The sequence below is a fragment of the Devosia sp. GW821-FHT12F11 genome (assembly GCF_058806655.1).
The window spans coordinates 1-12,739 of the sequence record NZ_JBXAPX010000011.1; the positions used below are offsets into that span (position 1 = coordinate 1).

Genomic DNA, 12,739 nt, shown 5'->3' on the forward strand with positions numbered 1-12,739 from the left:
CGACATCAACTTGACCCAGCCCAAAACTGTCAGTCATGTCTCCGAACAGCTGTCAGCTATCTCCCCGGAATGAACACTTGCGGGGAGGGGACAGGGGTGGGGGTCAGCCCACACCGGATATGAAGCCACAAACGACAAAACCCGCCTCGGCTGCCCGGGCGGGTTGGTCGTCAGCTCCGGAAGGTCTCAGCCTTCGCGGTAGTGCTGGATCCAGGTCGTGCGCAGACCAGCAAGGCCATGCTTGTCGATGGCGGCCTGCCAGTTCAGGAATTCGTCGACGGAAAGCGTGTAACGCTGACAGGCTTCCTCGAGGCTCAACAATCCACCGCGAACGGCGGCGACAACCTCGGCCTTGCGGCGGATAACCCAGCGACGGGTGTCCCTGGGAGGCAGATCCGCAATCGTCAACGGACTTCCATCCGGGCCGATCACGTACTTTACACGCGGACGCATTTGTACGGTCATTGTACTCACTTACTCAACCTGACCACATCCCGAACCGTAGCCCATCGCACTTAAAATTCGGCTAAGGCATTACTTAAAATGCGTTAAAAGCCGGGGCTCTCGGGATGTCTCGGCATTAACATTTGCATGAGCTAGGCGCGACCGATTCCAGCGACAAGGCTTGGTCGCAAGTTGCATGAAATGTGTCTCTATTTGACGTTATCGGCTGCATGAAAGGGATCCCCGCCATGGCCAAGGACTTCCCCGCGCTCTCCGCGCACCACCGTGACTTCATCAGCCGGCAGCATTTCTTCTTCACCGCCTCCGCCGCGGCGGGGACGCGCATCAACATCTCGCCGCGCTCGACCGACATGTTCCGGGTGATGGGCGACAACGCGGCCTGCTACCTCGACCGCACCGGCAGCGGCAACGAGACCGCCGCGCATCTCAAGGCCGACGGGCGGATGACCATCATGTTCTGCGCCGTCGAAGGGCCGCCGCTGATCCTCAGGCTCTATGGCCGCGGCCGCATTATCGGGCGCGGCGGCGAAGAGTACGCGCGGCTGCTGCACGAGCAGTTCGCCGATACCGAGCCGCTTGGCGCCCGGCAGATCACCTGGCTGGATTTCGACCTGGTCAAAACCTCATGCGGCTACGGCGTGCCGCTGATGAGTTATGAAGGCGAGCGCGACACCATGGACCGCTGGGCGGAAGCCAAGGGGCAGGGCGGCCTCGAGGCCTATTGGCAGGAAAAGAACTTGCTCAGCATGGACGGGTTGCCGACCGGGTTCGGGGAGATCGCCGACTGATAGGGACGGCCCCCTCCCGGCCTCCCCACAAGCGGGGAGGTGAAGCGTCGAGGCTGGGGCGCGATCGCGCCAGACACTGGATGCGGCACCTCCCCCTTCATGGGGGAGGATGGGAGGGGGCCCTCTGCTTCGGTTCTTGCCTCTACACCGCGGTCTCCTCATCCTTCGGCTCGTCCGCCGCCGTCTTGGCGCGCACCGACAGGATGGCGGAGAGGTTGACGCGGGCGCCGCCGACGATGAGCACCGGCTCGGAGCCGGAGAAGTCGATGCCGGTGACTTCGCCGGTCATTTCGGTGGCGACGCCGACCAGTTTGCCGGTGGCGGTGTCGCGGGCTTCGATGCTGACCGAGTAGGTGCCTTCGGGTTTCTTCTGGCCGTCATTGCCGATGCCGTCCCAGGTGAAGACGCTCTCACCCTTATCGACCGTGCCGGCCTTGGTATAGACGACGTTGCCCTTGGCATCCTTCACCGTCGCGACGATGTCGGCTTTGCTGTCGACGGCGAAGTGCCACTTGGCCTCGCCTTTCACCAGCTCCGTCTTGACGCCCGAGGCGGTAACGATCTTGCCGACATAGCTCACCGCCTGGGAATTGTTGGCGGTCTGCGTCGAGGTCATCATCGCCTCGAGGAATTCGTTGGTCTTCAGCTGCTGCTCGACGCCGGTGAACTGCACCAGCTGCTGGGTGAACTGGTTGGTGTCGAGCGGATCGAGCGGGTTCTGGTTCTTCAGCTGCGTGGTCAACAGCTGCAGGAAGGTATCGAAGTTCTGCGCGATGGTCTGGCGGGTGCCGGTCAGGGCGCTGTTATTGTTCGAGCTGACACCGGATACGGCCATCTGGGCCTCCCTAGTGGGTCAGACGTTCCTGACCCCAAGACAGAAAAAGACTAGAGCGACATCGCCCTAGACGAAGAGATTGAGGCCACTGGCCGAAGCCGTGCCGCGATAGGTGGTGGTGGCGGTTTCCGCGCCAGTGTCGTCGCCGCCGGCAAGGCTGTCGCCGCGGCCACTGAAGCCTTGGTGGTCGCCGCGGCCGTCGCCCATGCCGCCCTGCTGGGCGAATGGGTTCTGGCGCAGTGAGAATTCGAGGTTGGTTTTCGACCCATCGAGCCCGGCCTGCTGCAGCGCCTGCTGCAAGGCGCGCTGGTCGCGCTGCATCAGGTCGAGCGTTTCCGGGCGCTCCACGGTGAGCCGGGCGTTGACCGTGCCGGACTTGTCGACATCGAGTTTCACATCGATCCGGCCAAGCTCGGGTGGATCGAGGCGGATCTGGAAGCGGGTGTTGCCGGCCTCGAACTGGCGCACCACCTCGAAGGCCACCTGCGGCAGGTTCACCTGCTGCAGCGGCGTCTGGTAGGCGGCGTGCACGGCGCGGGCGACGGGGACCGCGGCGGGCTGGGTGGCCGGTGTATTGGCGGTCGCAGCGTCGACAGGCGTCGATTGCGGCTGCGAGGCCTGCGCCGGGGCGGCCGCCGGCTTGCTGTCGCCCGTTTCCGGCTTTTCGGTTTTCGTAGTGGTCGCGGCGGTGACCGGCCGGGCGATCTCGGGTGCGCTGGCTTCGAGCTTTGGCGTGGGCGCCGGCTCAGGGGCCGCAGCGACGGCGGTCGTGGGTTCGGCCTGCTTGGTTGGTGCGGTGACGGCCCGCGGCAGCTCGAGCGTCGGAGCGGTGAAGGGCTTTGCTTCGACCGGCTTGGCGGCGTTGGGCTTGGGCGTCGCGAGCGCTTCGATGATGCGCTTCAATTCACGCTCGGTGACCGCCTGGTCGAGACCGAGCGCGGCCTTCAGGTCCTCGGGCAGTGTTCCGGACTTCAGCGAGGTGGCGAGGGCCTCGAGCTTTTTTGCCAGCTCAGGGTCCTGAGCCGCCAGTTTCTCGCTGAGCTTGCCGATAGAGAGGCCGAGCTGGCGGAGAGCCGGCGGGGCTTGCTCGAGCGTCGTCGCGCCCCTGGAAGGAGTGGGCTCGGGAGTCGTGGCTTCGGGATCCATGGTTTCGGGCGCGGTGGCATCCGGGGCGGCGTCCGCCACCCGCTGTGCAAAGGCTTCCGGCAGATCGGGAACGTCAGCGGCGGGTGCCGGCTGAGTTGCGATGGGCCCCGGCTGGGCGGCGGCCGGCGCGTCGGCAGTCTCGGGGACATCAGTCGCGGGAGCCGCTGCCGCCGGAGGCGTCGCGGGCGTAGGGGCGGTGTCCACCACGCTCGGAATGACGCCGTCGCCGCTGGCGAGCGCAGTGATCTTGGGATCGATCTGCGGGGCGGGCGGCGCGAAGGTGCCGAGATAGGCGGCGACGGCATCGAGGGCGTCGCTGAGCTTGTTGTGGAGCGCCGGATCGACAGGCTTGCCGGCGTCGAGCGCGTCGTTGATGGCGATCAGGGCGTCGCTGAGTGTCTTCAGCAGCGATTTTCCCTGCTCGGTCTGCATCGGAGGCTGGTCGTTGATGGCGATCAGCGGCGTTACCGTGGCCGTCTCGGGTAGCACGGCTGCCGGGCGCGGAACGGCGGTCTCGGCAAGAGCAGTGGCTGGGGTTTCGTTTTCGGGTGTGGGTTGTGGGGCGAGCAGCGCCAGCAGCGCTGCGAACAGACCATCGGGCGCCGCTTCCTCCGGCGCAGCCGCGTCGCCCCCGGTGATCAAACCGGGAGTTGCCGCCGCTGCAAATCCAACCGTAACCGTCACAAACGCCTCGCGGGAAACAATGCTCCACCAAGAGTGATGCAAGGCGCGTGCCGGATGGTGAGGCAAGCAATCTCAATGGGTTGGCCCTGGTTGTCCGGAATCGACAGCGGCAGCTTGCGCCGGTGGCGGCAGAATTTGCCGAGTTACTGTGGAGCTGGTGCGGGCTGACCCCCACCCCTGGGGGTCAGCCCGCACTGGATTTCCGTGTGGCACGTGACACCGGCACACAGAACGACTATACCGCGCCGCATCCGTCGGACCTTGAACCCTTCTGGATGAGAGATATGGACCTGAATTCGCTTGATCTGCCCAAGCGTCCCGAAGACACGCGCGTCGTGGTCGCGATGTCGGGGGGCGTCGATAGTTCCGTAGTCGCCGGGCTCCTGGCCCGCCAGGGCTACGATGTGGTGGGCGTTACACTACAGCTTTACGACCATGGCGAAGCGACGCACCGCAAGGGCGCCTGCTGTGCCGGCCAGGATATTCACGATGCGCGGCGCGTAGCGCAGGCGCTCGGGATTCCGCATTACGTGCTCGACTATGAAGAGCGCTTCAAGAATTCGGTGATGGAGCCGTTCGCCAATGCCTATCGGCAGGGCGAGACGCCGGTGCCGTGCATCGCGTGCAACCAGAGCGTCAAGTTCGTCGACCTGATGGAAGTGGCCAAGGATCTCGGCGCCGACGTGCTGGCCACCGGCCACTACGTGCAATCGAAGCTCGTCGACGGCAAGCGCCGGCTGTTCCGGCCGGTCGATGACTCGCGCGACCAGAGCTATTTCCTGTTCGCCACTACCGAACAGCAACTGGATTTCCTGCGCTTCCCACTCGGCGGCATGACCAAGCCGGCGGTGCGCGAGCTGGCGCGTGAGTTCGGGCTGGAGATCGCCGAAAAGCACGACAGCCAGGACATCTGCTTCGTACCGCAGGGCAAGTATGCCGACGTGATCCGCAAGATGCACCCGGAAGCCTTGGCCGAGGGGGAGATCGTCCACCTCGATGGGCGCGTCTTGGGCAAGCACGAGGGGATCGTCAATTACACCATCGGCCAGCGCAAGGGCCTCGGGGTTGCGGCAGGCGAGCCGCTCTATGTGGTCAAGCTCGAGCATCGCACCGGCCGGGTCATCGTCGGCCCGCGCGAGGCGCTGATGACCAGGACGGTGCGGTTGCGCGACGTGAACTGGCTGGGCGAGCGCGAACTCGCCTCGCTGGCGGCCGGCAATGGCATGCCGATCGAGGTGAAGGTGCGTTCAACCCGGCCGCCACAGTCGGGCGCCGTGCACATGGCCGATGGCGAGGTGTTCGTCACGCTGTTCGCCGGCGAATACGGCATCTCGCCGGGGCAGGCCTGCGTATTCTACGCCGACGAGAGCGAGACCAGCGAAGTGCTGGGCGGCGGCTTTATCGCCGAAGCGGTGCCGCAGGCGCTGGTGGCCTAGGGCGTAGTGCTGGTGGTTTCGGTGGCCGGCTGCGTCGCCGATTCCTTGAGCTGCTGATAGTTGCCGAGCCCGCCCAGCATGGCCGAGATGATGTAGGTCAACAGCAGCGCGCCGAGCAGCAGCAACAAGATGCGGCTGCGGTTGAGGCGGAACGGGCTGTCGGGCTTTTTCGGATCTTCGGACATAGGAATGGGTTAGCCCTCCCGTGCCCTCGTCGCAAGTGCAGCAGGTGCGGCGTGTGGCTGCGGGGCACTTCCCATGCCAAACGCACCGGCCCCATCTCCCCCGCAAGGGGGGAGATGGCAGAGGTTGGGCAGTCCCCCGCGAGAAAAATCTTCACCTCCACCCCCAAGGATCAGTCGGCGTTCATCGTCTTAGTCCTAGAACACCGGCTGAAAGCTCACACAGGTGCTACGGTCCTTGACGCCTGAATTCATCAATAGCGGGGTGCTCGACGCCCCAGTGGCCGATGAAACGCTGATCGCGCGAGCGGTCGGCGGCGATCGGCGTGCGTTCGGCGAACTGGTCGAACGGCACTACGATTTCATCTTCCGCACGGCGTGCAAATGGTGCGGCAAGGTGTCGGATGCCGAGGACGTGGCGCAAGAGGTGTGCATCAAGCTCGCCTCGGTGCTGAAGAGTTTCGACGGGCGTTCGGCGTTCACCAGCTGGCTCTACCGCGTTACCCTCAATGCGGTGCGCGACATGCAGCGGGCGCGCAGCCGGCGCGGGCGCAATGCCGATCGCTATGCCGAGGTGGCGCCGGATGAATACCTGCCCGAGCAGGAAGACGCAGCGACTTCGAAGGAGCTGTGGACCGCAGTGCGCAAACTTCCCGAACAGCAACGGGATGCGGTGCTGCTGATTTACGCGGAGGGGATGAGCCACGCCGAAGCCGGCGTGATCATGGGGTGCAAGGAGGCGACCGTCTCCTGGCACATCCACGAAGCCAAAAAGACCCTGAGGGGGCTCCTATGAGCAACCACATGAACGACGACGACAAGCTCAACGCGCTCAAGCAGGCGCAAACCCCGGCTCCCTCGGAGGCGGCGCGCCGCCGTGCGCTCGATGCTGCCATGCTGGCTTTCGATGCCGAGCAGGCGAACGCCAAAAAGGCCGCCCAAGGAAATCCGCTCACCCAGCGTCTCAGGTCCATCTTCGCCAATGCGAAAGGGACCTGGATCATGGATAACCGCCTCACTTACGGCCTCGGCACTGCAGCCGTGGCACTGCTGCTGCTGCCGCTCGGCTACCAGCTCTACACCAGCACCGCGATTACCCCGGTCGGCGTGCCGCCGGTGACCGTCAGCAGCAAAGATGCAGACCAGCCGGTGGCGCAGCCCGAACCGGCGCCGATGGAACTCGGCCGCGCCGAGGAACCGAAGACGGAAGCGGCCGGCACTGCCGCGACCACGGCGCAGGAAGCTCCGGCAACGGTCGGGACAGATGCCAGCACCTCGAACCTCGCGGCCGCCGCGCCGGACGGCGAGGCCGACCTTGCTTCGCGGGACGAGGAGCAGGGCGTCGCAAACCTCGGCGTCCTGGATGCCGTGCCGCAGAACAGCATGGCGGTGGATGCGGTCCCACCGGTGATGCCGGCGGCGCCGACGGTCGAGATGCGGATGGCGGCGCCTAAGCAGATGGCCGCGCCTGGTGTGATGCAGAACGAAGCCTTAATGGCGGCCCCTGCGCCTGCCGATGCGATGATGGCGAAGCCCACCGAGCCGAGCGGCGACGAGTTTTCGAAGTTCACCGAGTCGCCGCTCAAGCTGGTGAAGACCGATCCGGTCTCGACCTTCTCGATCGATGTCGACACGGCGTCCTATGCCTATGTGCGGCGCTCGCTGACCGAAGGCTGGGTGCCGGAGCCCGATGCTGTGCGCATCGAGGAACTGATCAACTACTTCAACTACAACTACCCGGCGCCAACCGACGCGACGACGCCGTTCAAGCCGACCGTGTCGGTGTACCCGACGCCGTGGAACGGCAAGACCCAGATCGTCCAGATCGGCATCAAGGGTTACGTGCCGGAGGTGACCGAGGATAAGGCGTCGAACCTGGTGTTCCTGATCGACACTTCGGGGTCGATGGATGAGCCGGACAAGCTGCCGCTGCTGAAGCGCGCGTTTGCGCTGCTGGTCGACCAGCTCGGGGCCAACGACACCATCTCGATCGTTGCCTATGCCGGTTCGGCCGGCGTGGTGCTGGAGCCGACCAAGGCCACCGACAAGGCCAAGATCATCGGCGCGCTGGAGAACCTCTCGGCCGGTGGCTCGACCGCCGGCGCCGAAGGCATCGAGCTTGCGTATCGGCTGGCCGAGCAGAACAAGGTTTCGAATGGCGTCAACCGGGTGATCCTCGCCACAGACGGCGATTTCAATGTCGGGATCGACGATCCGGAAGACCTGAAGACCTACATCAAATCCAAGCGCGACGGCGGGGTGTTCCTGTCGGTGCTCGGCTTTGGCCAGGGGAACCTCGGCGACGACACGATGCAGGCGCTGGCGCAGAACGGCAACGGCAATGCCAGCTACATCGACAGCTTCAAGGAAGCCCAGAAGGTGCTGGTCGAGGATGCCGGCGGCACGCTCGAGACCATCGCCAAGGATGTGAAGATCCAGGTCGAGTTCAACCCGGCGGTGGTCAGCGAATACCGGCTGATCGGCTACGAGACCCGGGCGCTGAACCGCGAGGATTTCAACAATGACAAGGTCGATGCTGGCGAGATCGGGGCGGGCACTACCGTCACCGCGCTCTACGAGATCACCCCGGTCGGCTCGGGCGCCGAGCTGAACGATCCTCTGCGCTACAGCACCGATGCCACGGCCGAAACGGCCGGCAATGGTGAGATCGGTTTCCTCAAGATGCGCTACAAGCTGCCCGACGAGGAGACCAGCAAGCTGATCGAGCAGGCCATCGGCAAGGACCAGGCGGTTTCGAGCCTGTCGGAAGCCTCCGAGGACTCGCGCTTTGCCGCGGCAGTCGCGGCCTTCGGACAGAAGCTCAAGGGCTCGAACTATGGCGAGATGAGCTGGGCCGATATCCGGTCCCTGGCTCAGGGCGCCCGCGGCACGGACGAAAACGGCTACCGCGCCGAGTTCATGCAGTTGATCGACATGGCCAGGTCGCTGGCGCCGGAGACGGAAGAACCGCTCTGCACGGCGCCGGAAGGCAACCGTAACTGCCGCTGAGGCGCTTTCGAGAAAAAGCGCCGCTGCCCCCCACGGCGCTTACGAGCGCGGCCCCGCTGCTGTCGGAGCCGCGCTCGACTGTTGTGCGCAGTCTGCAGCGGGGATCGCGCATGGGGAGCCACCGGAGTCTCGGTGATCCTCCCCCGCGTGGCGGGGGAGGGGGACCGCCGAAGGCGGTGGAGGGGGAAGCAAGAGTCGCCGGTTGGTTTTGGCTCCCCCCTCCACCAGCTTCGCTGGTTCCCCTCCCCCGCCACGCGGGGGAGGATCAGGGAGAGGCCGGTGCGAATGAACTACAGCGGCTTCAACCCCGCCTCGATCTCGGCCCGGCGGCCCTCGAGGAACGGCGGAAGCGCCAGGCGCTGGCCGAGGGTTTCGAGCGGCTCGTCGGCGGTGAAGCCTGGGCCGTCGGTGGCGATCTCGAACAGGATGCCGTTGGGCTCACGGAAGTAAAGCGACTTGAAGTAGAAGCGCTCGACCTCTCCGCTGGAGCGGACGCCGAATTGGGCGGTGCGCTTCACCCACTCGTCGAACTCCTCCTTGTTGGGGGTGCGGAATGCCACATGGTGCACGCCGCCGGCGCCCTGGCGGGCCTGCGGCAGGTCGGGGTTCACTTCGACATGCAGCTCGGCAGCGGCGCCGCCCTCGCCCATTTCGAAGACGTGGATTTCGCCGTTCTTCTCGCGCGCCGGGTAGGAGCGGACTTCGCGCAGGTTCATCACCTTCGTCAGCACCGGCTCGGAGCGGCGGAGATCGGGGACGGCGAGGGTGATCGGCCCCAGCCCGATGATCTGATGTTCGGCGGGGATCGGGCTCTCGGCCCAAGGGTGTGCCGGGGCGGATTTTGGGTCGGCGATCAGCCGGAAGCGCTGGCCCTCGAAATCCTCGAAGTCGAGGGAGAGGTGCCCGGCGCGCTCCTTGATGTTGCCCGAGGCGATGTCCTTTTCCTTGAGGTGCTCCTTCCACCAGCTGAGGTCGGCTTCGGAATGGACCCGCAGCCCGGTGCGGGACACCTCGTGGTTGCCGCGCTTGTTCGGAGCCGCCGGCCAATCGAAGAAGGTGAGGTCGGCGCCGGGCGAGGCGATCGCGTCGCCGTAGAACAGGTGATAGGCGCTGACATCGTCCTGGTTGACGGTCTTCTTGATCAGCCTCAGGCCAAGCGTGCGGGTATAGAACTCGACGTTACGCTGCGCCGCTGCGGTGATGGCGGTGAGGTGGTGAATGCCTTTGAGTTCGAGGGTCATGCGGACCTCCTGATGAAAAGCGCTTGCTGACGAAAGCTCGTGACAACCAGATAGGCGGTCCAGGGACAGCCAGATAGCCGGCTGCGGCCGACGCATTGTCCAGCAATCGTGAACGATAGCGCCTAGGGCGTTTCCTGCACGTCATCCTGACATGTCTTTTTGAGTTGAACGGCAGGCGGCCTCAGGAGCAGGGTTCGGCACGAACATAAAGTGAACAAATGACCCAGCTGACCCTGCAGCGAAAACTGTCGATCCTCTCGGATGCGGCGAAATACGATGCGTCCTGTGCGTCGAGCGGATCGGTGAACCGCTCTAGCCTCACGACCGGTGGCATCGGCTCGACCGAGGGCAGCGGTATCTGCCACTCCTATGCGCCCGATGGTCGCTGCATCTCGCTGCTGAAAGTGCTGCTGACCAATTTCTGCGTCTACGACTGCAGCTACTGCATCAACCGCTCGTCCTCGAACGTAGCGCGGGCCCGCTTCTCGGTGGAGGAGGTGGTCGGGCTGACGCTGGATTTCTACAAGCGCAACTACATCGAGGGACTGTTCCTCTCCTCAGGCATCATTCGGTCGCCCGACTACACCATGGAAGAGATGGTGCGGGTGGCGCGGACGCTGCGCGAGGCACACCGGTTCGGCGGCTATATCCACCTCAAGGTAATTCCCAACGCCTCGCCGGAGCTGCTGGCCGAGGCTGGACTCCACGCTGACCGCCTCTCGACCAATATCGAGCTGCCGACCGATATCAGCCTCGAAACGCTGGCGCCGGAGAAGAAGCCGAGCGCCATCCGCACGGCGATGGCGCATATCGAAGCAAAGCGGGAGGAGAGCCGGCCGGACGGCAAGCTCGAAGGCAAGCGCAAGCCGACCAGGCTGGCGCCGGCCGGGCAATCGACGCAGATGATCATCGGCGCAGACCGGGCGACGGACGCCACCATTCTGGGCCGCAGCGCGGCGCTCTATTCGGGCTATGGGCTGAGGCGGGTCTATTATTCGGCGTTCTCGCCGATCCCCGATGCGAGCTCGAAGCTGCCGCTGGCGCCTCCGCCGCTGCTGCGCGAGCACCGGTTGTACCAGGCGGACTGGTTGATCCGCTTTTATGGCTTCGATGTCGACGAGATCGTTTCGGGCGGCGAGGACGGGCTGCTCGACCTGCAGCTCGATCCCAAGCTCGCCTGGGCGCTGGGGAACCGCGGACAGTTTCCGGTCGATGTAAACCGGGCGGCGCGCGAGGCCTTGCTGCGGGTGCCGGGGCTGGGAGTGAGGGTGGTCGACCGCATCCTCGCTTCGCGCCGGCATCATCGCCTGACATTGGCCGACCTGGCGCGGATGGCGGGCTCGATCGACAAGGTCCGGCCGTTCGTGGAAGCGGACGACTGGTCGCCAGGCGGGCTGACCGATGATGCCAAGCTGCGTGGAAAGCTCACGCCGGCGCCAAAGCAGTTGGAGCTGTTCTGATGCGTTCGGTGCGGCTCGTGGCGCTCAACGATTTCGATGAATGGCGGACAGCGGCGCGACGCCTGTTGCTCGATGCGGTGCCGCCCGACGAAGTGTTGTGGCGCGATCCCACGACGCCTGAGGACCTGTTCGTGACGGAAGATGCTCTCGAGCAGGTGACCGAGCGCAAGGTCGGCGTGGTGCCGCAACGCTTCATCGACTGGGCGGAGGCGGGGATCTGCCACAGCGATCCCGAACGCTTCGCGCTGCTCTATCGGTTGCTGTGGCGGCTGCAGAAGGACAAGGGGTTGATGGAGGCGCGCTCGGACCCCGATGTCGGCCGGCTCGACCGACGCGTGTCGGCTGTGCGGCGCGACGCCCACAAGCTCAAGGCGTTCGTACGGTTCAAGTCGGTGGCCGACGATTCCGGGCTCGAGCGCTTCATCGCCTGGTTCGAGCCGGAACATTATGTGCTGGAGCGGGTGGCGCCGTTCTTCGTGCGGCGGTTCACCGGGATGATGTGGGCGATCGTCACACCCTATCGCTCGGCGTTCTGGGACGGCGACAACCTCGAGTTCGGGCCGGGTGGGCACAGGGCCGACGTGCCGGCCGAGGATGCCATGGAGGGGGTGTGGAAGAGCTATTTTGCCTCGATCTTCAACCCGGCGCGGCTCAAGGTACGGATGATGAAATCGGAGATGCCGGTCAAGTACTGGCGCAACCTGCCCGAGGCCGAACTCATTCCCTCCCTGATACGCGGCGCCAAGGCAGCGGAGGTGGAAATGATCGAGCGACAGGCCAGCATCCCATCGTCAAAACACCTGCGGCGGACCGAACGGCGGGTCGAAGGCGAGATACCGGAGGTAGAGATCACCTCGCTGAGCGCCGCCCGCGAGGCGATCGAGGCCTGCCGGCGCTGTCCGCTCTACGAGATGGCGACGCAGGCGGTGTTCGGCGAGGGGCCGAGCAATGCCGAGCTGATGTTCGTCGGCGAGCAGCCGGGCGACCAGGAGGACCTTGCCGTCAAGCCGTTCGTCGGCCCGGCCGGCAAGGTGTTCGATGCGGCGATGGCGAAGGCCGGCCTCGACCGGGAACGGGCTTACGTCACCAACGCGGTCAAACACTTCAAGTTCGTGCCACGCGGCAAGAAGCGGCTGCACCAGCGGCCGAACATGGGGGAGGTGAAGGCCTGCAAATTCTGGCTCGATCTGGAGCGGGAATTCGTCAAGCCCAAGCTGATCGTGGCGCTGGGGGCCACGGCGGTGGCAAGCCTTGCCGGCAGCAGCACGACGCTGAGCTCAGTGCGCGGCAAGATCACCGAACTTGCTGACGGAACGCGGATGTTCGCCACGGTGCATCCGTCCTACCTGCTACGCATGCCGGACCGGGCGGAGGCGGAGCGGGAACGCGAGCGGTTCGTCGCGGACCTGCGAGAAGCCCAAAAGGCAATGGGGCACTGAGTGCCCCATTGTGATCGATTAGTGCATGGTCGGCAGCGCAGCCCTGCGAGCGTA

At 65.2% G+C, this 12,739-nt stretch carries 11 protein-coding genes; 6 read left to right on the top strand and 5 right to left on the bottom strand.

Annotated elements, in window-relative coordinates:
• Positions 1-186: 186 nt before the first annotated feature.
• Positions 187-465 (bottom strand): CtrA inhibitor SciP, encoded by a 279-nt coding sequence (gene sciP, locus AC1ROK_RS25990; protein WP_055877479.1) that lies wholly within the window; start codon positions 463-465, stop codon positions 187-189.
• Positions 466-692: 227 nt separating this feature from the next.
• Here sciP and AC1ROK_RS25995 point away from each other — a divergent pair, with 227 nt between their 5' ends.
• Positions 693-1,253, top strand: a complete 561-nt coding sequence (locus tag AC1ROK_RS25995; RefSeq protein ID WP_492852377.1) for a pyridoxamine 5'-phosphate oxidase family protein — start codon at positions 693-695, stop codon at positions 1,251-1,253.
• A 142-nt stretch (positions 1,254-1,395) separates the two neighbouring features.
• On the opposite strand, the gene AC1ROK_RS26000 is transcribed toward AC1ROK_RS25995, so the two are convergent.
• Both AC1ROK_RS26000 and AC1ROK_RS26005 read right to left on the bottom strand, forming a co-directional pair.
• Complete coding sequence (locus tag AC1ROK_RS26000) at positions 1,396-2,088, bottom strand: flagellar hook assembly protein FlgD (RefSeq protein WP_492852379.1); 693 nt, start codon at positions 2,086-2,088, stop codon at positions 1,396-1,398.
• A gap of 66 nt (positions 2,089-2,154) precedes the next feature.
• Positions 2,155-3,918, bottom strand: coding sequence for a flagellar hook-length control protein FliK (locus AC1ROK_RS26005; RefSeq protein ID WP_492852380.1), 1,764 nt, complete (start codon positions 3,916-3,918; stop codon positions 2,155-2,157).
• A gap of 284 nt (positions 3,919-4,202) precedes the next feature.
• Between AC1ROK_RS26005 and mnmA the strand changes: the two genes are divergently transcribed.
• The gene (gene mnmA, locus AC1ROK_RS26010; protein ID WP_492852382.1) at positions 4,203-5,354 is read left to right on the top strand and encodes a tRNA 2-thiouridine(34) synthase MnmA; all 1,152 of its coding nucleotides are present in this window, start codon (positions 4,203-4,205) and stop codon (positions 5,352-5,354) included.
• On the opposite strand, the gene AC1ROK_RS26015 is transcribed toward mnmA, so the two are convergent.
• Positions 5,351-5,539: a hypothetical protein gene (locus AC1ROK_RS26015; RefSeq protein WP_492852384.1), complete on the bottom strand. Its 189-nt coding sequence runs from the start codon at positions 5,537-5,539 to the stop codon at positions 5,351-5,353. The two genes, mnmA and AC1ROK_RS26015, sit on opposite strands and share 4 nt — an antisense overlap.
• Before the next feature lie 235 nt (positions 5,540-5,774).
• Between AC1ROK_RS26015 and AC1ROK_RS26020 the strand changes: the two genes are divergently transcribed.
• Positions 5,775-6,332, top strand: a complete 558-nt coding sequence (locus AC1ROK_RS26020; RefSeq protein ID WP_492852386.1) for an RNA polymerase sigma factor — start codon at positions 5,775-5,777, stop codon at positions 6,330-6,332.
• The gene (locus AC1ROK_RS26025; RefSeq protein ID WP_492852388.1) at positions 6,329-8,545 is read left to right on the top strand and encodes a vWA domain-containing protein; all 2,217 of its coding nucleotides are present in this window, start codon (positions 6,329-6,331) and stop codon (positions 8,543-8,545) included. The genes AC1ROK_RS26020 and AC1ROK_RS26025 overlap by 4 nt, the downstream gene beginning before the upstream one ends.
• 290 nt (positions 8,546-8,835) lie before the next feature.
• On the opposite strand, the gene AC1ROK_RS26030 is transcribed toward AC1ROK_RS26025, so the two are convergent.
• Entirely contained in the window at positions 8,836-9,786 is a 951-nt protein-coding gene (locus AC1ROK_RS26030; RefSeq protein ID WP_492852390.1) for a ring-cleaving dioxygenase, read from the bottom strand.
• Between the two features lie 218 nt (positions 9,787-10,004).
• Here AC1ROK_RS26030 and AC1ROK_RS26035 point away from each other — a divergent pair, with 218 nt between their 5' ends.
• Together AC1ROK_RS26035 and AC1ROK_RS26040 are read left to right on the top strand one after the other, a co-directional pair.
• Positions 10,005-11,246, top strand: a complete 1,242-nt coding sequence (locus AC1ROK_RS26035; protein WP_492852392.1) for a putative DNA modification/repair radical SAM protein — start codon at positions 10,005-10,007, stop codon at positions 11,244-11,246.
• Positions 11,246-12,685, top strand: coding sequence for a UdgX family uracil-DNA binding protein (locus AC1ROK_RS26040; RefSeq protein ID WP_492852394.1), 1,440 nt, complete (start codon positions 11,246-11,248; stop codon positions 12,683-12,685). The genes AC1ROK_RS26035 and AC1ROK_RS26040 overlap by 1 nt, the downstream gene beginning before the upstream one ends.
• Positions 12,686-12,739: the final 54 nt, after the last annotated feature.